This is a genomic window from Zobellia nedashkovskayae (assembly GCF_015330125.1).
Taxonomy (GTDB): Bacteria; Bacteroidota; Bacteroidia; order Flavobacteriales; family Flavobacteriaceae; genus Zobellia; species Zobellia nedashkovskayae.
On record NZ_JADDXR010000002.1, the window covers coordinates 3,551,409 to 3,573,557 of the forward strand.

The window sequence follows — 22,149 nt, forward strand, 5'->3', positions numbered from 1 at the left end:
TGTATATGTTCTTTTATGATATTAATTTGTTATTTCAAGTATAGCACTTGCTAAAATATTATTTGAAGCTGCACCTACTAGTATTTCAAACTGACCTGGTTCTATTTTCCAATCTTCAGTTTCTGCGTCCCAAAACGCAAAATCTCTATCTTTTAATGTAAAATAAACGGTCTGTTTTTCTCCAGCAGCTAATGAAACCTTATGAAAATCTTTTAGCTCTTTTAAAGGTCGTTTAACCGATGACTCAACATCACGTACATATATCTGAACAATTTCTTTACCATCAACAGCACCTGTGTTTTCAATATCTATTTTTAAGTTGATTTTTTCGCCCGCTCTTATGGACTCGTTTTCTAATAGTAAGTTACTATATTCATATTCCGTGTACGATAAGCCAAAGCCAAAAGCATAAAGCGGCTCAATACCCTTATTTTCATACCAACGATAACCAACAAATACACCTTCGTCATACTTCACATCGATTATTGGGTCTATAATTCTGTGGTCTTCATCCCAACCTGTATACAGTTCTTTGCCTTTTGGTATATAACCATATCCTGGTGAATCTTCAAATTTTTTCTCAATGGTAATAGGTAATTTAGCAGATGGATTAGTAATACCAGCTACTATTTCAGTAAAACCTTTAAATCCAATTTGCCCTGGATACCAGCTATAAATTAATCCAGCAATATCATCATTCCATGCACTCATATTCATACCACTACCTGAGCTAACCGATACGACAGTGTTCTTATTTAATGCAGTAATACGCTTAATTTCATTATTAATATTTTCTGACAAATCAAATGATTTGTCCCATCCTTCAGAATCAAATGTTCCAGTACTATAAATCACATGACTGGCAGTTTTAATGTCTTCGTCAGTTGGATTTTCAATATAGGTCACTTTTTCACCATAAATCTCTTTAAGCGCTGTTAGCATTGTGACATGGTCATACCCAACAACCTCTGCAGCGCCACCTCCATGGGGTATTTTATCTGAATATTCGCCAGTGAGTAAAATCGAGATTTCACCTGTCTTAACAATAGGTAATATATTGTCATTCTTAAGCAGTACAATACTTTCTCTTCCGGTCTGCAAGGCGACTTCTATATGTTGGTCGAAGTTGTCAAAATAAGAAGCATCTTTTATTGGTCGCTCCAGTAGTCCCATTGCAATTTCTGTGGTAAGAATGTTGGTAACCATCCTGTCAATATCTTCTTCTTTTACTTTCCCTTCTTCAAGAAGCGATTTTGCTGAAGAACGTAAAAAGAATTCATCTTTCTTCATATAATCAGGGTATTCAGCTCTTGGTTCTCCTGGCATATCAAGATCAAGTCCCGATTTTATTACTTTTTCGGCATCATATACAGACCACCAATCACTCATAACCAGCCATTTAAATCCTAAATCTTCGCGTAAAATCCCCGTGATTACTTCCTTGCTTTGTCCGGCATACTCTCCATTTACTAAATTATAAGAAGTCATAACACCCATAACGCCTGCATCCACACCAGCTTCGAACGCTGGTAAATAAATTTCGTGTAATGTCCTTTTATCTACTACTGAATTTGATGTTCTTCTTTTGTAGTCCGTATTATTGGCCACAAAGTGTTTTAAAGTAGCCATAGTGCCCGTTCCTTGCATTCCAACCACATAATTCTCTATCATTCGAGCGGCTAGGTATGGATCTTCTCCAAAGTACTCAAAGTTTCTGCCATTTTGTGATACACGGTAGATGTTCATTCCGGGTCCTAATAACACTGCAATTTCACCAGCTCTACACTCTTCACCAATAGATTTTGCATAATTACTTGCCAACTCGGTATTCCATGTACTTGCTAAGGCTATTGGACTTGGAAAAGCAACCGATTTTTCAAGCTGATCATCAAGATGACGTCTAATGTTTACTCCCTGAGTAGCATCTGAGAGATACATTGCAGGTACATTAAATTTTTCAAACCCTTTTGTAAAAAATACATTGTGACCACCTATCAAAGAAATCTTCTCATCAATAGTCATCTGATTAAGAATTTCTACTGCTTGTTTTTTTGCATCGTTATAAGCAATAGGAGGTTGAAAAGGTTGAAATATGGTATTTGTTTTATATTCTTGGACATTAGGTTCGCTACAGGCACCAATAAGAGTAAATACTACAAGGAATGGAATTAATCTTTTCATGAGCTAAAATTAAAGAAAGGTCAATAATTAATAATTTAGAGTTATTTGCTCGGTTTTTTTGCATGATACACAACGTTCAGGCTATGCGTAGTATGGGTGCTGGTTTATAATTCCCATTGCGCCACCACTCGTAGCCAAATCTTTTTGTTTTGTTTTAATTTTTCCTGTCCGAAGCAAAATTCCAAAGATTTTGCGACCTCATAAAAATACGCAAACCCAGTGAATAATCACCTTAGCCCACATTACGTATAGGTCTTGTTAGCATTAGTGATTTTCGTTCAGCTTGGCACGTTTTGCTTGCGTTTTGCCTGGTTGTATTCACAAACTAGCTAAGAAGTCCATCTGCGCAATAGTTGCGTTTGAGTAGTGTCCATTTGCATAAACTAGCTAAGAAGTCCATCAGCGTAACAGTTGCGTTTGAGTCAGGTCCATTTGCATAAACTTGCTCAGGTTCCAATTATTTGCCAATCGAATTTGTTGTGTTTTTAAGAAACCAATTTTTTCCCTTTTATCACCCACAAAATAGGTCCTATAATTCCAATCATAGCGATAAGTATCCATTTTACTTTAGAACCTTTAAAATCTTTAGTTAGAATTAAATATACAGCATTAAAACTGGTATAAACTGACCAAAAACTTAAGATTAGAAAGGCAATTATTAATATGGGTTTAATTATTTCCATCATTAATGCTAACGGTTTAGCTAAGCGTAGTGCGGTAGTAAGGAAACTTTTCGTTTCCGTCTTAGCACGAAGCTAAAGCTTTTTGTTTAGTTTTAATTTTCTTGTCCAAAGCTAAATCCCAAAGATTTAGCGACTTTATAAATATACACAAACCTTTGGATTTAAAACCTTAGCCCACATTACGTTTAGGTTGTGTTGTGTGTAGTGCTTTTCACGTACTGAAATATCCATTCTCGTAAATACGTTTAAAAAGTCCATCAGTATTTTCCGCTAGTCTTATTATCGCGTCGTAGTCAAAAATGTATGGAATTAGAATATAAACCGGTTTTTCGTTCCTAAAATCAATCCCGATGGCTTCTCCAGCTCCATTATTACCAATAAGAAATATTTTAGAGTCAAATTGTTGAATCCCACATTCAGCATTTACGTTTTCTAGCTCTTCTGCCTTATGTAAAACCACGTATTCCTCTCCAATAAAACCTTCTCCACCATTAAATTTTTGAAATAATTCTACGTAATCTTTTGGCAAGTCCATTCGCAAACCTAGTGAATCTAAAGTAGCTTTTTCAAGCCCTGTATTTCCGTTAAATTCCTTGAGGCAAATTTCCATGACTAAGCTTTTTCAGCATTACACACAACGGTCCGGGTATATCTTCCGGTAGGCGCAGCCTCCCGAGTGGAAGATTGCTGCGACTGTTGGAATATATGCCCAGTTGTGTGTAGTTATCTAAAGTAAGTAGTAAAGTCGGCAAAAGCAAGATGGCCTTGATTAAAGTCGCGGCATGCCCGGACCGTTGAGGGAAATGAGTGTTACGGGAGTCGTGAAAAAACGGCTGTTCATGCAGTACGTGTTTTTTTACGCAATCTCAATTACAATCATTTTATCGATAATCCACTTGCCGTTTTCTTTTTTAATAAAAATCCGAAATCCTGTCCCACAGAGTTTTCCGCAGCCGAATCCGCTGTGCAGGATTCCATATGATCTGGTGGTATCGAAAAGAATTTTTGAAAAACCGGTTGTTCCCGATAAATGGAAACCATATTCTTCGCTCCATATGTCACTACCCGCTGGAAATTCAGACCGATATTTGAATTTCAGTTTTGGGTCTGCCTTAAGTCTGTTCAGTTTTATTTTGTAATTTTTTGATTGATTCGAAGTGTCCAGAATTAAATCTTTGTCCGAAAAGTACTTTTGCAGTTCTTCCCGTTCTTCTTTTTCCAACAATCTGGTACTATCATCAACGGCTATTACCAATCTCACGGAATCAGCCTTAAATTCCGCAAGTTTCATTTGCCATTCGGTCATTGTCTTTTCCGCCATGATTGTATCATATCCGATCAAGTTTTTATTGGCATCGTAGATTGGTGCCGGAGGTGGTGGCGTTCCGAGTCTAGTATCGTAATGGAGTTTGTCCATCAAAGCTGGAAATATTTCATAGGCAACCGATTGTTCAAATTCCAAATCCGTCTGCGTTTTTTCGCAGCTCGAAAAAAGCAGAAAGATTGAAATTATTACAAATGCTTGTCTAAAAGTCATATGTGCTGTAACGGCTGGGCTAAGCGTAGTGCGGTAGTAAGGAAACTTTTCGTTTCCGTCTGCGCACGAAGCTAAAGCTTATTGTTTAGTTTTATTTTTTCTTGTCCAAAGCTAAATTCATAAGATTTAGCGACCTTATAAATATACACAGACCTTTTGGTTTTGCACTAAAGTCCGCATTACGTTTAGGCATTGTTAGCAACTGGCTTTTGCGTTATACTTTGCCGTAAACTATTTTCAATTCCGTTCCGATTAGCTTTTCTAATTCGATAAAAAACTCACTTTTGAAAATACCCCAATTCCAAAAGACTAGCCCGAAATCCCCAAATGCCCAATTTGGTTCGAAATTGAACTCGGTTATTGAACTTTCAGATAAGCAATTAGAGCATTTAATTAAATCTGAATCCAATTTCTCATACCAATTCCCCAATGCAGTTCCCCAATCTTCTTCAATTTGATTTTGTCCGCATTTAGGGCAGTTAACTTGCTCAAGTCCATTTCCGCCATTTTCAAAAACCTTTCTTTCGGTTATTACTTCAACTCCGTTTGTTCTTAAGTCCAGAAATCCCACATTTGGTTTTTCAAGGATTGATGCGAAATTTTCGGCTGGTTGATGTCCATTAGAACCAAGAACACAATCGAAAAGCTCCTTTTTAATAATTTTCTTCTCAGTTAAAAAGTTTATCACTTTTTCAGCCAGTTCTTTAGAATCTGCTGGATTGGTTTTTTCTGAAACAATTGATGTATGGTGGTCACTCACTTTTTTAAGCTTGTTGCTAACGGTCAAGGCTAAGCGTAGTGCGGAGGCAAGGAAACTTTTCGTTTCCGTCTGCGCACGAAGCTAAAGCTTTTGGTTTAGTTTTATTTTTTCTTGTCCAAAGCTAAATCCCAAGATTTAGCGACATTATAAATATACACAAACCTTTCGGTTTTCCTCTAAAAACCGCATTACGTTAGGCTTTGTTAGCAACTGGCATTTTCCCTCTTACTTCATTTAGTTTCATTTTCATAGAAATAGCTTTATTATCAACCCATTTGTTATATTCATCAATAGCTTTTAATCTCAAATCATTGCTTAAATATCCTTCTTCAACCATTTGAACAGAACCAGCAACTTTAGACCAAATTCCAACTTTTGATTTAAAATCAGGTCTATGTTTTTCGTAATGTTCGTCTGAATTTATTTTTTCAATCTCAACCATTCCAATTTCTTTCATAAGGACAGGCAAATCATCCGCAATTCCATTATTCATTCCTGCATCATTTCTCCATTTCAAGAAAATTTTATAAAATTCTTTCATACTGGTTGGAGGTTCTGGATTCCATTCTAAATTGTTGTGATTATAATCTAGAATTGAAATTCTGCCAGTTGGTTTTAATAACGATTTCATTTTTAGTAATGCATCTTTCGGATTGCTTAACCATTGTAGAGTTCTTGCCGAAGTAATTAGGTCAAATTTTTCGCTAGTCTGAAAGTCAAATAAGTCAGAATGTAAAAGATTTAAATTTTGAATGTCTTTATATGTCTCTTTTCCGCTTTCAATGAACTTTGCTGTATTATCTATTCCCGTAACTTTTCCTAATTCACCAACAATGTTTGCTATGTCTTTAGAAATAGAACCAGTCCCGCAACCAACATCTAAAACAGACATTCCTTTTATCAAAATCGGTTCAAGAGTTCTATAATCAACACTTAAATTTCTATTGTCAAAAATTTTCGTGATTGTTTGTCCGTCTCTTTCTATATGCTTATTGTTTTTCATTTAGGTTTGTTTTTGCCAGTTGCCAACGGTCCGGGTATATCTTCCGGTAGGCGCAGCCTCCCGATTGGAAGATTGCTGCGACTGTTGGAATATATGCCCAGTTGTGTGTAGTTATCTAAAGTAGGCAGTAAAGTCGGCAAAAGCAAGATGGCCTTGATTAAAGTCGCGGCATACCCGGACCGTTGAGGGAAATGAGTGTTACGGGAGTCGTGAAAAAACGGCTGTTCATGCAGTACGTGTTTTTTTGCAGCGGAGTAACACGGCCTTTAGGTCATTTCCCTCAACGGTTTAGCTATGGCATGTAGGGTAGGCAAGGAAACTTTTCGTTTCCGTCTGGTCTACTAGCCAGAGCTTTTTGTTTTGTAATTATTTTTTCTTTTTTAATTGCCAAATCCAAAAGATTTGGCGGACTTAGTAGATAAGCCCAAGCCATTAAATATAACACTTTATACCCTATTTGCTATAGGTATTGTTGTAATCAGTAGCGACACGTTTGAGTAAGCAAAAAATTTTGCGTTTTGGTTTTATTCCATCCGAGTGAAGTCCATCTGCGCAACAGTTACGTCAGAGTAAGGTCCATCTAGCATATTTATGTTTATTTCAATTCTCTATCTAGAACATTAAATTTCAATTCATCTGGTACACCAAGATTTTTTCTACCTTCATTAAAGTCCGATTCAGTTGTGTATTTGTTTACTCTCTCTTTACTATTCCAAGTGTTTTTATTGTTATCGCTAATATCGATTATATAATAGTTTGTTTTTTTCTTATAAGGGAACAAACTGTCTGGTGGATTCCAGCCATTACTTATGTGGTACCAATGTCCATTTTTTCTAAAAATACTATCGCCACTCCAAATGTACACGGTGTCTGCGGGATTACTCAGACGATAATATCCAGTACTATCTCTATTAAAAAGTCGAGCCGAAATTTCCTCTTGCTTATTTGGATGTTGTTTTGCAATAATTATATTGTCATTAAAGCCTATGGCAAAAACCGTTTCAGGTATTATAACAGCACCTCCATATTTAGTACTATCCGAATTTTTAAAAAGAGCTCGATATCTGGGTTCTGACCACCAACCTAAATTGAAATCCTTAGTCAAGTGTTTGGTTTGCGTTTCTTCATCCCATAAACAACTTGATAAAAGAAACAAGGTAAAAATGCCAGCTACTATTTTCTTCATTTAGATGTTTGTGCTTTTTTTTGAGCTATTGATTACAACGGTCCGGGTATATCTTCCGGTAGGCGCAGCCTCCCGAGTGGAAGATTGCTGCGACTGTTGGAATATATGCCCAGTTGTGTGTAGTTATCTAAAGTAGGCAGTAAAGTCGGCAAAAGCAAGATGGCCTTGATTAAAGTCGCGGCATGCCCGGACCGTTGAGGGAAATGAGTGTTACGGGAGTCGTGAAAAAACGGCTGTTCATGCAGTACGTGTTTTTTTGCAGCGGAGTAACACGGCCTTTAGGTCATTTCCCTCAACGGTTAGGCTAAGCGTAGTGCGGAGGTAAGGAAACTTTTCGTTTCCGTCTACGCACGAAGCTAAAGCTTATTGTTTTGATTTATTTTTTCTATTCTAAAGCTAAATCCATAAGATTTAGCGACTTTATAAATATACACAGACCTTTCTGTTTTGCCCCAAAGTCCGCATTACGTTTAGGTTGTGTTAGCTGCTGGCTTTTCTCCGCATATTTTTTTCACGTCCGTAATTAGTCCATCAATATTAAAATCCAGCTTATTCCGTTTTACCTTTTCTTTTACCAATAGGAGTTTTGCAACAATCTTTTCGTTTAGAAAATTCCATTGTTCGCTTTCATTCAATTGAAAGAAGTTTTCGTCATCAATAATTGTCGGAATTCCTATCGACTTTTCTTTTCGGCGGTAGCTGCCGATTTCTTTTAAATTCCCTCTGAGATATGGAATAGGGTTAACATTAAATTCAAAGAGAATCAGTTTTATATCCGTTCCGTAATCTTGCCATTTCAATGAAGAAAATTGATTTTTAAGTCCGTTTTCGTCCCAAAGAAATTCCCTAACTAGTTCCGTATTAGTTTCTCCAAACCCGAAACTTGCAAAAAATCCAATGATATTATCCTCTTTCTTTTCGATTTGTGATGTTTTTTTTGAGCTTGCAGCTAACGACTGAGCTAAGCGTAGTGCGGTTCTAGAGAAGCGATTCCCATAGCGCCATACCCCGTAGCTAAAGCTTATTGTTTAGTTTTATTTTTTTCTTGTCCAAAGCTAAATCTATAAGATTTAGCGACTTTATAAATATACACAGACCTTTCGTTTTAGCCCTAAAGTCCGCATTACGTTTAGGTTTTGTTAGCATTAGTAGTGACACATCGGAGTAAACACGTGCTTTTACGTTTTTATATATTCTCCGCCAGAGTTAAGTCCATCTGCACGACAGTTGCATCTGAGTTAAGTCCACCCGCAAACTTGATAAAATTCCATCTGCTTATTATTTAATATTAAAGTTGTAACCTAATAATGCAGTTAACATCTTATGCTTTATTACCGATTTTCAATATTTTATACGTTGTATTTTTTGATAATCTTGCTTATAATTCCAATCGCTAAAGCAGTAAACAAAAGAAAAAATATAAAAAAATTGATTCCTGACTTATCGCTATCGTATATGCTATAAATTAAAAATCCACAGCCAACGAAAAAACAAACTATCCAACCGATTTTTATTATTTTAAGAAATGAGATGAATTTTTTTTTCAATTTTTTGAGCTATTAATGCTAACGGTCCAGGTATATCTTCCGGTAGGCGCAGCCTCCCGAGTGGAAGATTGCTGCGACTGTTGGAATATATGCCCAGTTGTGTGTAGTTATCTAAAGTAGGCAGTAAAGTTGGCAAAAGCAAGATGGCCTTGATTAAAGTCACGGCTATGACAAGTAGGGCGGGCAAGGAAACTTTTCGTTTCCGTCTGGTCTGCTAGTCAGAGCTTTTTGTTTAGTAATTATCTTTTCTTTTTTAATTGCCAAATCCAAAAGATTTGGCGGACTTAATAAATTAGACCAAGCCTTTAAATATGGTACTTAATGCCCTATTTGTTATAGGTATTGTTGGCATTAGTTTTTATTTCTTCTCTCAATTTTATATACGCTGACCATTTCAAAGAATCGTCTTGAAAAAACAAGGACATTATTGGGTTTTCTGTAAAATAAGGTGCCCCAGAACGTGCTGTATTTAGAACCATTTCATAATCATTACTATAATTATTAGACAAGCCCTGTTCGAGCATACTTATTTCAGTTAACTCTGATAGGTATTCTATAACACTTCGTTGGTTTTTCTCCGAAAGTTCAAAAAGTGTACTGTCAATTTTCACATAATCAGTATAGCTTTTTTCGCAATCAACCATTTTATTTATAAACAGACACTGAAATTTTTCTTTGTTGGAGTAAATTTTTAAAAATTCCTTGTGTCCGCCAAATTCTCCACAGTCAGCAAATCTAGCGGATAAAACAAGTGTATCTGAATAATAAAGTCTTCCAAGTAGACCTTTCGAATAGTCAATCACAACACTGTCCTTCAGAAAGGCTTTTTCTTTGGTCGATAGTATTTTATTAATTGAGTCCTTTAGTTTTATATTTTCTTCACTTAGAATTTTTACACTCTTTCTCGACTCAGCCTGTTCGCAGGAGAAAAAAGTTAGAAAGATAATAGCGAAATATTTTAAATTCTCAATGTTCATTCAAATTATTGCTAACGGTCCGGGTATATCTTCCGGTAGGCGTAGCCTCCCGAGTGGAAGATTGCTGCGACTGTTGGAATATACGCCCAGTTGTGTGTAGTTATCTAAAGTAGACAGTAAAGTCGGCAAAAGCAAGATGGCCTTGATTAAAGTCGCGGCATGCCCAGACCGTTGAGGGAAATGAGTGTTACGGGAGTCGTGAAAAAACGGCTGTTCATGCAGTACGTGTTTTTTTGCAGCGGAGTAACACGGCCTTTAGGTCATTTCCCTCAACGTGTTTGTATATGGTTTGTTGCGTGCTTTATGCAACTAATTTAGTAAATAATTACTGACCAAGAAAGTCCGCGAGGACTTTCGTAAGTAGGCGAGAAGCCAGCAATAAATTATATACGTTGTTGTACCCAGTTAATTATAAATTATTTGTTTTTCCTACTATTAATTTTGAAAATGGAATTTCAGTAACTTTTACCGTTCCTATCGTAAAGATTATAGCTAGCATTAAATCCATTCCTGTTATGGTTAATGTCATTTGCGAAACTCCATCACCCAAAGCTGCATAGGCTACAATAAACACGTTAATTAAGCGAACTAAACCATTCCAAACAATTAGCGGAGCTCTTGTGTTTAGTTTTTTAGTAGCCCAAATTATTGCTGCTCCTGCGAACATTATAAATAAGCCAACTACTGCACTGTGAATTAAATCTTCACCTGTTTTTGTTGAAACTGCTTGATACACAGTTCCAAGTCCAATTGGAAAATTTAAAATACCAGCTATTAATACTATTTTGTTAAATATGTTTGTTGATTTTTTCATTTTGATTTATTTTTTTGAATATTTAATGATTCTTCTGCCCAATGGACAAATTGATTAGCATCTTCTAAAACTTCAATAGGAACTTCATAAAATGACAGAACTTTACTTTCATTTTTGAATAACTTTAAAGGTTGAGAATCAGCTTCTAAATAATTAGAAATATTACTTTTATCTACTTTAAAAAAAATGACTTCTTTGGCTATAATTCCAAACATTAAATCGTCTGCATACAAACCAACACAACCAAACATTCTTTTGATTCGTACTCTTCTCCAACTTTGTAATTGGTCAAAAATAAAATCTTTAAAATCTGTTGAAGGTTCCATTTTTTTGTTATAAATTCTTAAGCAGTCGTCTTAGTGAAAACACATAACTCTCTGGACTATCTTCTTGTGTAAAATGGCCAGCATCAGGCAACAATTGTACAGGAGCTTTTGGGAAATACGAACGCCATTTATCTTGAATATATTGAGAAGCGGCAACATCATCTTTTAATCCAAAAATAAGCTCAACTGGCTTCTCCTGTAGCGTAGATAATTTGCTTTCTAATTCTCCTAGCCAATCCGATGCCAATGTAATCTGTTGTGGAAAAACTGCTGTTCCTTTTCTAGATTCTTTTGTTGGGAATGGCATTTCATAGGCATCCATAATTGCTTTATTACTGCTAGATTCCTTTTTGATAGAACCTCGCATAAGTCCTGTTACAAAAAAGTTCTCTTCCATAACTTTGGATTCCATTTCAGAAGATCTCATCATCATTGAAAATTCAACCAATTTCCCTTCAGGTTTCCAAGCCCAAGTATTACTAATAACAACTCCTAAAACTTTATCTGGATGACTTGTAGCTACTGATAAACCCGTTGGTCCACCCCAATCTTGAACCACAATTATGAACTTCTCTAATTTTAAATGTTCAAAAAGTAATGCACTAATCCATTCAACGTGTTCTTGTGGTGTAAAACCATAATCCTTTGGTGTGTCAGAAAAGCCAAATCCTGGTAAATCATAAGCTATAATTCTTGCTTCGCCTGAAAGTTCTTTAATGATGTTTCTATTTAAGAATGACCAATCTGGGTTTCCGTGTGTTAATACAATAGGGATTCCTTCTCCTTCATCAATGTAATGCATTGATATTCCGTCTTTCTCAAACCAATTACTTTTAAAAGGATATTCCTTTTTATCTACTATAAATGGTCTTTGTTTTTTATTTGTTTCATCTTTATTATAGATTTCTTGAGCTTGAGAAGTATTAGCCATACTTAGTGCGAGTATTAAGGTTAGTACTATTGATTTTCTGAATGTGTTTTTTGTTTTCATTTGTATTTTGTTAAATTTATTTCTAATCATTTGATTAGTTTTATGGTAAAAAAATATTATAAGTGCTGAAATGTGGTTTCTATATAGTCGTTAATGGTAATTTCATTTTGAATTTTTGTTGCTAAAGCCAAACCACTTAATGCTAGAACAAGATAATTTGTGTGTCTTTCTATAGTTTGGTTGTCCTTTGTGCTATTTAACTCAAGATTGTGTTTAAACAAGGTTCTTAATTGCTCCTCATAATTTGAAATAATGACACCTACTTTTTTATCTACATCTAAACCAAATTCTGACATAGTATTAACCATTAAACATCCTTTTTTTGAGTTGTTTTGGTCAGCAAATTCAGCAAACTGATAGAAGAAGTGTTTAATACTCTCAATGCCGTTTGAAGAGTTTTCAAATACATTGATTAACTTTTGCAACTTGCTTCTATACAATTTTAAGCTTTCTAGAAAAAGCTTTTGTTTATTTCCAAAACTAGCGTTTATAGAAAATTGATTGATACCCATTTCTTTAGATAGCATCCTTAATGATGTATTTCTATAGCCGTTTTTCCAAAACAGACCCATTGCCTTTTCTATTACTTCAGCTTCCTTATATTTCTTTTCTCTAGGCATAAAACTAAATTACTGTGCAAAACTAATCAAACGATTAGGAACAAAAAAATATTTTAACTTATATTTTTGAATTTCAAAGTATTTAGCTCAATTTGAGTAGGGAATTTGTGGTTTGGGTTAATTGGGTACAACGAATTTGTGTATGGTTAGTTGCGTGTTTCAGCAACTAATTTAGTAAACAAAAACGAACGCGAGAAAATTCCGCAGGAATTTTCCAAATAAGCACTTGCCAAAGCAATTAATTATACACGGTGTTGTGCTCTGTTATTTTTCACGACAGCCAATTCTTTTCAGCCATTTTGTTTAATTTCAATAAATAGGTCAAATGTGATTGCCTCTCGAGTTCTTTTAAATTAAAATTGTCTTCAATAATTTCTTGGGTTATTTTTGGTGATTTCAATTGCGTGCCAACAAATCCAAGTATTGCCATAGGTAAATTGACAAAACTTAATGCACCAGTCGTGATTGCTGTAAATACTCCGTTATTAATCATTGTGAGTACCTTTTTAAAACGACTATCTCTTACTTTTAGTAATTCATTTCTGATTTTATTCATTTCTGGATTTATTGAAACATCCATTATATGGTTAATGTCAATTGTGTCTCCTGCTTTTATTATTTCCGCTTCTAATTTATTCATCTCTACGATATAGTTTTGATATAGCCCTTTAGTTTCTTCACGAAACTTTAAAATGTCGGGAAATTCTACAAATTCAAGTGCTTCGTCGGAAATAAGCGTGTCCATAACTTTGTAACCTAACGAACGAGACGGTTTTGCGTTTTCAACATAGTTTTTGTCAGAACGTCTAATATTTATAGCCTTGTCTAAATAAGGTGAGATTGAAATTGGATTGGCCAATTCAGAATTACAAGCATAAAGAATTGCTGTTACTCTTAATGATGATTCCCAAAGTACAGTTCTAAATCCGCTCAATGCATCTTCTTTAGTATCTAACTCAAAAAAACTGCCTGCATCTTTTATCGGAAGAGAATTTAAATCTGTGTCTAGTATTAATTCCTGATTATTAAGAACCCAATCTTTTAAAGAAGGGAAACCTAAGACAGAATTATCTTTTTTTCCTTTACTGTCCAACAGCCAACTTCCAATCCAATGGTGTTTTATTCCATCTAAAACTGTTGTTTTGAAATCAATATTGTTTTGGTCAATTGCAAAATACTTCTTGTAATATTCTGAACTGAAAACTGATGTTGGTGGGTCAATAACTTTTATTTTTACAATATCATTTGAAAGTTGTTCTTCTAGTCCAACTAAATCAGATTTTACTGCTACTGTTCCAACATCTTTAGCTAATGAAATTGATGGACGATTTACAAAAGTGATTTCATTTCCTGTCAGCATCAACTTTTTTAAAGTTAATCCGTCAATACTTTGATTGTCAGAAAAAATTATATTCATAGTTCGGATGTTTTTTAATAGAGCACAACGGTCCGGGTATATCTTCCGGTAGGCGCAGCCTCCCGATTGGAAGATTGCTGCGACTGTTGGAATATATGCCCAGTTGTGTGTAGTTATCTAAAGTAGGCAGTAAAGTCGGCAAAAGCAAGATGGCCTTGATTAAAGTCGCGGCATGCCCGGACCGTTGAGGGAAATGAGTGTTATGGGAGTCGTGAAAAAACAGCTGTTCATGCAGTACGTGTTTTTTTGCAGCGGAGTAACACGGCCTTTAGGTCATTTCCCTCAACGTTAAATATATGGCAAGTGGGGCAGAAAATAAGCAATTATCTTCGGTTTAGCCACAAGCCAAATCTTTTGTATTTTGTTTTAATTTTTCTCTTTTAATACCAAATCAAAAGATTTGGCGACTTTGCAAATAGAAACAGACCTTTCGATTAAACACTAATCGCCCTATTTGCTATATATAGTGTTACCATTAGTTTTTATTCCGAATACCAATCTTTCCATTCTCCATTTGCTGGATAAGTCAATTGGTAAATTCTCTTTTCAGATTCGCTTAAATTGTCTAAATATTTACTCAATTCGATTATATGAGTTTCTCCATAACCCATTCTCCAACCAATACTATATTTGTCTATTTCGGGATGAGCTATCCAAGGTGGTAAAATTGTATTTTCAAGAGTTTTAAATTCTCCAATTTCATTAAGAATGTCTCTTGTTGCCATTAAAGCGTATCCAAGTAAATTCAGTCCATTCCAAAAGTATGGGGTTTCAGCATCTTCATTATTTTGAGCAAGTCCAATTCCCCATATATTGTCGACAGGACTTGCCTCAACCAAAATGCGGTCGTTTGTGTTTCTTAAAAATTCCGATAGCTGCGGATTTTGGCTAAACTTGTGAAAATTACCTCTTACAACTATTTCAAATCTATTTTCTTCCCAAATCCGTTGATTAAAGTTCTTAACTTGCCTACCAAGCTCTTTTACTTTACCAGCTTTTGAACTTTTGATTATTTGTTGGTAAATATCATTGTCATTAAATAACAAAGCCTTTTCAGCCATCATAAAATGTTAGGCTGTTTGATATTCAACTCCATTAACATCAAATTTTGATTCGTACCATTGACTAAAACAAGATTTAGTTATTGAATCAGATTTAGTATGTCCCCAAAATAGCAGGAATTTCAGATTTTCACCTGATTCAAAACGTTCAATTATTTTCTCGTTCGTGTAGTTCATTTTAATTAATGGTAACGGCTAGGCTAAGCGTAGTGCGGTAGTAAGGAAACTTTTCGTTTCCGTCTGCGCACGAAGCTAAAGCTTATTGTTTAGTTTTATTTTTTCTTGTCCAAAGCTAAATCCATAAGATTTAGCGACATTATAAATATACACAGACCTTTCGGTTTTGCCCTAAAGTCCGCATTACATTTAGGCATTGTTGTGCAACGTTTTTTCTGCGTTATGATTTGAAGTTTTTCCAAATCCGATAGAGTTCTTGCACTTCATTTTCGTCCATATACTTTGAAAAAAGTCCTGTATTTGCAAAGTATGCCATACATTCTCCAAACTTTAAATATTGGCTTTTAGGAATATTCTTTTTTGCCAAGCATTTTTTCAAAATCCCAATCCTTTTATTTTCATCTTCGGTTATTATTTCGCCAATTTTAGAGATTTCTGTTTCAGAAAATCTCTTGGTTATCTCTTTTAGTGTTTTTAATTTCGTCCAATATTTTCGTGCTCCAATTCCTAACTCCACTCGGATGAATCTATTCTTGTCTAATGCAAACCTAAAAGGGTCTTTTCTTTCGATTGTTATACCATTATCTTTTATTATTGCCCAAAATTTTTCTGTATCAGGACTTATACTATAATTCCAATAGTTTAGGAATTCACTTGTTGCAGATTTTCGTTGATAAGAATTTAATTTTCTACCTATTTCTTGAGTAGTTAAAAGTCGTTTTGTATAAGAAGAAAAGTTTAACATCGCCCTTTTTAATTTATCATCTAGCTCTGACGATTCAGAAACTATTTTATCATGAATTTCAATTGTCTTTAAAATATCATCTAAAGGGTTATTTTTAATTCAGGGTTTAATTTTTGCAAAATGTTGCACAACGGTTGAGCTAAGCGTAGTGCGGTAGTAAGGAAACTTTTCGTTTCCGTCTGAGCACGAAGCTAAAACTTATTGTTTAGTTTTATTTTTTCTGTCCAAAGCTAAATCCATAAGATTTAGCGACTTCATAAATATACACAGACCTTCCGATTTAGCCCTAAAGTCCGCATTACGTTTAGGTTTTGTTAGCAATAGTTATTTTACCACTATTATTGATTCTATTAATTTTTCAGGCATATTAATTTCAGTAAAATTTTGAACAAATAATCCGACACCCATTATAAATATAAGCAAACCAATAAATACTATTAATTTAAGATTGTAATTTTCACCAACAATTAGGCAAGATTTAGACTTGTATATCGGATGATAATAAACTTGAATTCTATTCCCTTTATGTAGCTTTCGATAAATATTTAATTGCTCTTCACTATTAGTTGTCCAGCTGTTACCTCCAAATGGGAAAATTTTTGTGCCAATTATTTTTTTGTTTGAACCTTGTAGTGAATATTCATATTTACAAGTAGTCATAAATGTTTTATAACGACCACCGTCGGAATTAGATTCAATTTTACTGTTGTATTCGGAGCTTATAATTGTACCAGAAGTATGTTTCCATCTGCGGGTTGATTTGTCCTTAAAAACGAGGATAACTCCGATAGTAATTATGATAAAACCGCATGCAGAAAAATATACACCTATCATTTTAGTATTATTTGATTAGAAATATAGTTCGCAGGATATTTAAAATTTTGATATAGCAGTAAAGAAAGAAAAATTGTAAACGAGAATGTTATGATACCTGAACCAATTTTACGGTTGATAAGGTCATATTTTATTATTACTGCTTGTTTTGGATTGTCACGATTTACATATACTATTACTTGATTAACATTATTCAACTTTTTATAAAGTTTATTATGAAAGGCACTTGAATAATCAATGTTTCTATTTAATCCAATATTATCACTTTTGAATTTTTTATTATTATATATATATGTGTAAGATATACTGCATATATCTTTTGTAAAAACTCCTTCAGGCATATTTGGATTAGAGGTGCTTTCAAGACTAATACTTTCTATAGTTGCCTCAATTTTTTCGTAATTATGTTTTCCATCTTTTAGGAATACAAATAGTTCCGTTCCTAAGAATTTTATTGATAATCCAGTAAAAATTAACAACAGAACTATAATTAGTACTAATATTATCTTTGAGAAATTAAACATTAATTCTAAATGAGTTTTTCATAATTATTGCTAACGTTTAAGCTATGAACAGTACGGGAGCAAACTAGCGTTTGCTTTCCGCCACGCACATAGCGAAATCTTTTGGTTTTGTTTTTTCTTTTTTTGTTCGAAAGCAAAATCCCAAAGATTTTGCGGACTTCATAAAAATACACAAACCCTGCGACTAAGCACGTAGTCCGTATTGTTTATAGGTGTTGTTGGCAATAGTTTTTAGTACTGCCACTTTTTCACAACTTCCTTTCCGAATAGTTCAATTAAAATTTCCTCACACCATTTTTCTGCCTTTTCTTGGCCAGTTTCTTGATTGAATAAATCTGATTGACAAGAAATTAAACACCCTTTTATATAGTCGCTTACATCATCAAATATCTTTGTTAAGAAGGGTTGAGTATCGTGGTCATAATAGTAGATTTCTTTAGTTTTACTATGAAAGCAAAACATATTTCCATTTCCTAAATAGTCACTAAAAGAAACAAGAAATGGCAAAACGGTATTATCATCTTGAGTAAAATCAGGGCCATACTCTGGGGCGTCTTTCCAGATATCTTTTATCCAACCAATATCATCAAAATCTTGTAATTGCTCTCCTATTTCCGCAATACCAAATTTCAGATAAAACAATTTTAAATTATTCGGTAAAGTTGTTTTTAAACTTTCTTCCAATTCAGTTATTGCATCTATGGCTATAGGTTCTTGTAGGTCATCTTCCCAATTATCAGCTAATTCCTTAATTATTAATTCAGTTTTATTAGTCCACCCATCTTCTCCTATTTTTTCAAAAGGAATAATTATATCTGATTTTGATTTTATTTCTAACATTTTTTAAATTATTGCCAACGTTTAGGCTATGGTTAGTACGGGAATAAAAAGTAATTAATTTCCGATTAAGCACTTAGCCAAATCTTTTTATTTTGTTTTATCTTTTTTGTTATAAAGCCAAATCAAAAGATTTGGCGGACTTCGTAAATATGCCTAAACTTTAGATTAAGCACCAAAACCCGTATTAATTATAGCCATTGTTACCTGCTGGCTTTAAACGCTTTGTTGTAATTCTAATTCAGGCATTTCATCATAGGTTCTGCCATTCAAGATTCTACCATTTTTCTTTTTATTTTTTCCACCCCATTGTTTGAAAAAGAATGCAACATCAGCTTTTTCACATTGTTCTTGAATATCAATAACCCAGTCAGCATCCATAGGTCTTGGTGAAAACCCACTTTCTCCACCAACTATTACCCAATCCATCTTTTTTAAATTCAAGTTAGGTAATGCTCCAATTAAAGGTTCTAACGAAAGAAATTTAACTCTTGCATCTGTTTTCCTTAAATAATCAATTCTATTTTCTACTTTTTGTTCCTCAACAGAAACTCCCATCCAAATATTATGAGTCCATTTTAATTCTGTATGTAATTCAAATAATCTTTCAGCTCTTTTAGTAAGTACTTGGAAAACGTGCTGAGGATTTTCATTCATTACTTTAAATACTTTTTTAATAAAATCTAAAGGTATTTGTTCGTGAAATAAATCACTCATTGAATTAACAAAAACTACTTTTGATTTTTTCCAAGTATAAGGTGTTCTCAAAGCATTCTCGTGAGTTCTTACCTCAAAATTATCTTTATATTTTTCGACCCCCATTGCTTGCAGTCTTTTTGACATTATTTCTGCATAACAGAATTTACAACCTTGGGAAACTTTGGTACAACCTGTAGTAGGGTTCCAAGTCATTTCAGTCCATTCTATACTTGATTGTGCCATTACGAAATTCTTTTTACTGTTATTCTGTCAAAGTTATTTTTATAATTCTCATAATTTATATAAAAACTTCCTTTTCTTGCTTTTGAACCATCTTTTTCTACTGTGCTAATCTTATTTAGAGATTGTATTTTTTTTAAAACTTGAGTAGCGTGAGTAGTCAAAAATCCTTTTCTAAGTGTAAACTCATAAATTTCTCCATTTTTACGAGGAGTTTCTTTTAAAAATTTTAAAATATCTTCTTCTAAAGGATTAGTTTTAATTTCTGAAAATAATGTAGGTTGGTTACCTGAATATTCCCATCCTTTTCCTTGTTCTTTATCTATTTGCCATTTTGTTTCTAACATTTTTTCATAGCCTCGAATATGTGAACTAAAAAAGAAAAGACAAAAAACTGTGTTCTCCTCTTTTTTTAAAGAAAAACTATCGACAAAGAAATTGTTGCCAATATATTCCTGAAACCCTTCTTTTAAAAATCCAATATAATCCCATTCATTAGAAATACTATCTTTATTTATCCCAAGTTGAGTATTAAAATTATCTAAAACACTTGGAGTCCCATTTTTAGAAAATCTATACATATGTTGAATAGGCAACCAAAGTAAAACCTCGGATTTTTTCTTGCACTCTAGTAAGTTTAAAATATGTTCAGCTTTAACTTCTTTGTAACCATATGGGTCTATAAAAATAAAGGCTTTTTCATTTTTGTATTTACTTAGTTCTTTGGGTAGTTCTTGAATGATATTTAAATAATCTTTCGAGGTAAGATTTAAAGAACCAAAACTGCTGTAATAAAGTTTATTGTTTTTTATGTTTTCACTTAAACTGCTTATTTTTTCTTCATCAATATCATTGAAATAGCAATTTATTTTAAGATTATTTCCTTTACTTTTAATTTGTTTAAAATGAGTATCTTTTATCTTTTTAAGTGCAATTATTGGACTTCCTTCTCCGCCATTATCATAAATTCCTGGTCCGCAAAACAAATCATATAAATGAATGTCAGTTGTGTATTTATCATTTGAAATAATGTTTAAATACTTTTGAATGTAATCACCAAAGAGTTTTACTTTCGCTTCAGAGTGATTTAGTAGATTGGTTTTAGATAATGTTGCCATTTTTATTATTTCTCATTTTTTTAGCTTGCAGGTAACGGTTGAGCTATGAACAGTACGGGAGCAAACTAGCGTTTGCTTTCCGCCACGCTCATAGCGAAATCTTATTGTTTTGATTTATTTTTTTCTTGTCCATAGCAAAATCCATAAGATTTTGCGGACTTCATAAAAATACACAAACCTTTCGTTTAAGCCCGAAGTCCGTATTGTTTATAGGTTTTGTTGTGCGGCGTACTTTTCCGCTAGTGGCTTGAACGCTGCACTAAAACACTCTCTTTATCAGATAAAAACGCAACATAATAAAATTTGTCCTCTTCCTCTTTTGAAAACTCCCTTTCTATTTTTAACCCGTTTAGATTAGCTTTTGCTTTGTCCATTTCGTTACACCCAATGCGTTGTCCATTTTCAGAGTGTCCATTTTCAGATAGTTTAACAATAAGTGTTTCGTAAAAATTTGGTCCTACATTAATAATTGAGACTGAATTATAATCTCCAAAATGGTCAGGGAAACTGGCCGTTTTATAGTTGAATTCAGCTTTTTCTGTTAGTTCTACCCCCGTTATTTCGTTAAAGTCGTATGCATAGAATTCTTCTGATGGGTATAATGCATCATATATAAAGTACCCGATTATTATAACCGGTATCAAAGCTAAAAGACGCCATCTTTTGCTCATTTGATTTTTTTTGTTAGTATGACGCACAACGGTCCGGGTATATCTTCCGGTAGGCGCAGCCTCCCGAGTGGAAGATTGCTGCGACTGTTGGAATATATGCCCAGTTGTGTGTAGTTATCTAAAGTAGGCAGTAAAGTCGGCAAAAGCAAGATGGCCTTGATTAAAGTCGCGGCATGCCCGGACCGTTGAGGGAAATGAGTGTTACGGGAGTCGTGAAAAAACGGCTGTTCATGCAGTACGTGTTTTTTTGCAGCGGAGTAACACGGCCTTTAGGTCATTTCCCTCAACGTTTATATATAAGAATAGTTGTGGGTTTGTGTGCGAGGATTTTCCGAAGGAAAATCAGACGCTACAAACACGCAACGACCTTTGATCAAGCACTAAACCGCAATTATTTTTATACGGTGTTACCACACGTTTTTATTTTTATTTCCAGAAAATCAGTTGGTCGATTTGATTTCTGATTGAGAATAGGAAAATCACAATCAAAAGTGTAATCAGATTTGTTTTGAATTTCACGTATTCTTGTTCTCTATATTCTTTTATTATTCTATAAACTAAAAATCCGCCAACAAGTAAAATCGGTAAATAATTTAATATTAAGTCAACGTACGGTAATTCAGCGATTCTGCTCGAACTTGCACCAGAACCATAAATCAGGAAAAAAGCAAGTATCTCAATGAAAATTAGAAGTAAGAGAATTCCAAAAAATATAACAGACCTAATTCCAATTCCGAGATAGTTTGTCTTTATTTTTAAAAATTCCGCAGTTTTCAATTTCGTCGTTTTAGTTTTTCTTAAACACTTTGAATGCAATTCCTCCAACAATAATTAATGGTAAAACAAACATAATTATTTCTGTCAATCCGTTTTCTGAAATAGTACCAGCTTGTGCACCTGTTCCAAAAATCAGAAGAAAAATCACAGATTCGACAAAGTATAAAAATATCAATAGAATTATTATTCCGATGATTTTTAGTGTTATTTTCAATGTTGCGTTCAAATGTGTGGTAACGGTCTCGGCTCGTATGGTTGGTTCTTAATTTGAAGATACTATAATTATATAGATAAAGGAGATTGATTAAGCGGTTGAGCTAGATACATTTTCAATGATTTCGTTTCATAGATTAACAATTCTTCTTAAGCTATTACTTTTATAAAAGTAATAGCTTGGTTTAGCACTTAACTTTGCAAGTACACA

The 22,149-nt window shown here is 33.9% G+C and carries 23 protein-coding genes; all 23 read right to left on the minus strand.

Features of this window, described 5'->3' with window-relative positions; all coding sequences use genetic code 11:
* Positions 1 to 21: 21 nt before the first annotated feature.
* Positions 22 to 2,181 (minus strand): beta-glucosidase family protein, encoded by a 2,160-nt coding sequence (locus IWB64_RS14450; protein WP_194534670.1) that lies wholly within the window; start codon positions 2,179 to 2,181, stop codon positions 22 to 24.
* Between the two features lie 894 nt (positions 2,182 to 3,075).
* Complete coding sequence (locus IWB64_RS14455) at positions 3,076 to 3,474, minus strand: SMI1/KNR4 family protein (protein ID WP_194534671.1); 399 nt, start codon at positions 3,472 to 3,474, stop codon at positions 3,076 to 3,078.
* 246 nt (positions 3,475 to 3,720) lie between these two features.
* Positions 3,721 to 4,326 (minus strand): hypothetical protein, encoded by a 606-nt coding sequence (locus tag IWB64_RS14460; RefSeq protein WP_194534672.1) that lies wholly within the window; start codon positions 4,324 to 4,326, stop codon positions 3,721 to 3,723.
* A gap of 289 nt (positions 4,327 to 4,615) precedes the next feature.
* Entirely contained in the window at positions 4,616 to 5,161 is a 546-nt protein-coding gene (locus tag IWB64_RS14465; protein ID WP_194534673.1) for a hypothetical protein, read from the minus strand.
* Positions 5,162 to 5,354: 193 nt separating this feature from the next.
* The gene (locus IWB64_RS14470; protein ID WP_194534674.1) at positions 5,355 to 6,164 is read right to left on the minus strand and encodes a class I SAM-dependent methyltransferase; all 810 of its coding nucleotides are present in this window, start codon (positions 6,162 to 6,164) and stop codon (positions 5,355 to 5,357) included.
* Positions 6,165 to 6,759: 595 nt separating this feature from the next.
* Positions 6,760 to 7,350: a hypothetical protein gene (locus IWB64_RS14475; RefSeq protein WP_194534675.1), complete on the minus strand. Its 591-nt coding sequence runs from the start codon at positions 7,348 to 7,350 to the stop codon at positions 6,760 to 6,762.
* Positions 7,351 to 7,820: 470 nt separating this feature from the next.
* Complete coding sequence (locus tag IWB64_RS14480; RefSeq protein ID WP_194534676.1) at positions 7,821 to 8,150, minus strand: hypothetical protein; 330 nt, start codon at positions 8,148 to 8,150, stop codon at positions 7,821 to 7,823.
* A gap of 1,073 nt (positions 8,151 to 9,223) precedes the next feature.
* A complete protein-coding gene (locus tag IWB64_RS14485) occupies positions 9,224 to 9,874 on the minus strand; it encodes a hypothetical protein (RefSeq protein WP_194534677.1) in 651 nt (216 codons plus the stop codon).
* A 409-nt stretch (positions 9,875 to 10,283) separates the two neighbouring features.
* Positions 10,284 to 10,688 (minus strand): hypothetical protein, encoded by a 405-nt coding sequence (locus IWB64_RS14490; RefSeq protein WP_194534678.1) that lies wholly within the window; start codon positions 10,686 to 10,688, stop codon positions 10,284 to 10,286.
* Positions 10,685 to 11,014 (minus strand): TfoX/Sxy family protein, encoded by a 330-nt coding sequence (locus tag IWB64_RS14495; RefSeq protein ID WP_194534679.1) that lies wholly within the window; start codon positions 11,012 to 11,014, stop codon positions 10,685 to 10,687. The genes IWB64_RS14490 and IWB64_RS14495 overlap by 4 nt, the downstream gene beginning before the upstream one ends.
* 7 nt (positions 11,015 to 11,021) lie before the next feature.
* Positions 11,022 to 12,005: an alpha/beta fold hydrolase gene (locus IWB64_RS14500; RefSeq protein ID WP_194534680.1), complete on the minus strand. Its 984-nt coding sequence runs from the start codon at positions 12,003 to 12,005 to the stop codon at positions 11,022 to 11,024.
* A 56-nt stretch (positions 12,006 to 12,061) separates the two neighbouring features.
* Entirely contained in the window at positions 12,062 to 12,625 is a 564-nt protein-coding gene (locus tag IWB64_RS14505) for a TetR/AcrR family transcriptional regulator (protein ID WP_194534681.1), read from the minus strand.
* A 271-nt stretch (positions 12,626 to 12,896) separates the two neighbouring features.
* Positions 12,897 to 14,042: a hypothetical protein gene (locus IWB64_RS14510; protein ID WP_194534682.1), complete on the minus strand. Its 1,146-nt coding sequence runs from the start codon at positions 14,040 to 14,042 to the stop codon at positions 12,897 to 12,899.
* Between the two features lie 482 nt (positions 14,043 to 14,524).
* Positions 14,525 to 15,106, minus strand: a complete 582-nt coding sequence (locus IWB64_RS20585) for an NADAR family protein (RefSeq protein WP_317171982.1) — start codon at positions 15,104 to 15,106, stop codon at positions 14,525 to 14,527.
* Positions 15,107 to 15,500: 394 nt separating this feature from the next.
* The gene (locus tag IWB64_RS14520) at positions 15,501 to 16,025 is read right to left on the minus strand and encodes a hypothetical protein (protein WP_194534683.1); all 525 of its coding nucleotides are present in this window, start codon (positions 16,023 to 16,025) and stop codon (positions 15,501 to 15,503) included.
* A 324-nt stretch (positions 16,026 to 16,349) separates the two neighbouring features.
* On the minus strand, positions 16,350 to 16,859 hold the full coding sequence (locus IWB64_RS14525) for a DUF3592 domain-containing protein (protein ID WP_194534684.1): 510 nt from the start codon (positions 16,857 to 16,859) through the stop codon (positions 16,350 to 16,352).
* Positions 16,856 to 17,383, minus strand: coding sequence for a DUF3592 domain-containing protein (locus IWB64_RS14530; protein WP_194534685.1), 528 nt, complete (start codon positions 17,381 to 17,383; stop codon positions 16,856 to 16,858). The genes IWB64_RS14525 and IWB64_RS14530 overlap by 4 nt, the downstream gene beginning before the upstream one ends.
* 231 nt (positions 17,384 to 17,614) lie before the next feature.
* Positions 17,615 to 18,223, minus strand: coding sequence for an SMI1/KNR4 family protein (locus IWB64_RS14535; RefSeq protein WP_194534686.1), 609 nt, complete (start codon positions 18,221 to 18,223; stop codon positions 17,615 to 17,617).
* 213 nt (positions 18,224 to 18,436) lie between these two features.
* The gene (locus tag IWB64_RS14540) at positions 18,437 to 19,162 is read right to left on the minus strand and encodes a DUF5131 family protein (RefSeq protein ID WP_194534687.1); all 726 of its coding nucleotides are present in this window, start codon (positions 19,160 to 19,162) and stop codon (positions 18,437 to 18,439) included.
* The gene (gene tcmP, locus IWB64_RS14545; RefSeq protein WP_194534688.1) at positions 19,162 to 20,277 is read right to left on the minus strand and encodes a three-Cys-motif partner protein TcmP; all 1,116 of its coding nucleotides are present in this window, start codon (positions 20,275 to 20,277) and stop codon (positions 19,162 to 19,164) included. The genes IWB64_RS14540 and tcmP overlap by 1 nt, the downstream gene beginning before the upstream one ends.
* A gap of 239 nt (positions 20,278 to 20,516) precedes the next feature.
* Entirely contained in the window at positions 20,517 to 20,948 is a 432-nt protein-coding gene (locus IWB64_RS14550; RefSeq protein WP_194534689.1) for a hypothetical protein, read from the minus strand.
* Positions 20,949 to 21,374: 426 nt separating this feature from the next.
* Positions 21,375 to 21,725, minus strand: a complete 351-nt coding sequence (locus IWB64_RS14555; protein WP_194534690.1) for a hypothetical protein — start codon at positions 21,723 to 21,725, stop codon at positions 21,375 to 21,377.
* Between the two features lie 10 nt (positions 21,726 to 21,735).
* Entirely contained in the window at positions 21,736 to 21,873 is a 138-nt protein-coding gene (locus tag IWB64_RS14560) for a hypothetical protein (protein ID WP_194534691.1), read from the minus strand.
* Positions 21,874 to 22,149: the final 276 nt, after the last annotated feature.

Coding starts and splice junctions, on each gene's coding strand:
- IWB64_RS14450 (WP_194534670.1), bottom strand. CDS start 2,181: ATGAAAAGATTAATTCCATTCCTTGTAGTATTTACTCTTATTGGTGCC.
- tcmP (WP_194534688.1), bottom strand. CDS start 20,277: ATGGCAACATTATCTAAAACCAATCTACTAAATCACTCTGAAGCGAAA.
- IWB64_RS14470 (WP_194534674.1), bottom strand. CDS start 6,164: ATGAAAAACAATAAGCATATAGAAAGAGACGGACAAACAATCACGAAA.
- IWB64_RS14500 (WP_194534680.1), bottom strand. CDS start 12,005: ATGAAAACAAAAAACACATTCAGAAAATCAATAGTACTAACCTTAATA.
- IWB64_RS14530 (WP_194534685.1), bottom strand. CDS start 17,383: ATGTTTAATTTCTCAAAGATAATATTAGTACTAATTATAGTTCTGTTG.
- IWB64_RS14525 (WP_194534684.1), bottom strand. CDS start 16,859: ATGATAGGTGTATATTTTTCTGCATGCGGTTTTATCATAATTACTATC.
- IWB64_RS14475 (WP_194534675.1), bottom strand. CDS start 7,350: ATGAAGAAAATAGTAGCTGGCATTTTTACCTTGTTTCTTTTATCAAGT.
- IWB64_RS14535 (WP_194534686.1), bottom strand. CDS start 18,223: ATGTTAGAAATAAAATCAAAATCAGATATAATTATTCCTTTTGAAAAA.
- IWB64_RS14510 (WP_194534682.1), bottom strand. CDS start 14,042: ATGAATATAATTTTTTCTGACAATCAAAGTATTGACGGATTAACTTTA.
- IWB64_RS14505 (WP_194534681.1), bottom strand. CDS start 12,625: ATGCCTAGAGAAAAGAAATATAAGGAAGCTGAAGTAATAGAAAAGGCA.
- IWB64_RS14540 (WP_194534687.1), bottom strand. CDS start 19,162: ATGGCACAATCAAGTATAGAATGGACTGAAATGACTTGGAACCCTACT.
- IWB64_RS14495 (WP_194534679.1), bottom strand. CDS start 11,014: ATGGAACCTTCAACAGATTTTAAAGATTTTATTTTTGACCAATTACAA.
- IWB64_RS14550 (WP_194534689.1), bottom strand. CDS start 20,948: ATGAGCAAAAGATGGCGTCTTTTAGCTTTGATACCGGTTATAATAATC.
- IWB64_RS20585 (WP_317171982.1), bottom strand. CDS start 15,106: ATGATGGCTGAAAAGGCTTTGTTATTTAATGACAATGATATTTACCAA.
- IWB64_RS14455 (WP_194534671.1), bottom strand. CDS start 3,474: ATGGAAATTTGCCTCAAGGAATTTAACGGAAATACAGGGCTTGAAAAA.
- IWB64_RS14490 (WP_194534678.1), bottom strand. CDS start 10,688: ATGAAAAAATCAACAAACATATTTAACAAAATAGTATTAATAGCTGGT.
- IWB64_RS14520 (WP_194534683.1), bottom strand. CDS start 16,025: ATGTTAAACTTTTCTTCTTATACAAAACGACTTTTAACTACTCAAGAA.
- IWB64_RS14485 (WP_194534677.1), bottom strand. CDS start 9,874: ATGAACATTGAGAATTTAAAATATTTCGCTATTATCTTTCTAACTTTT.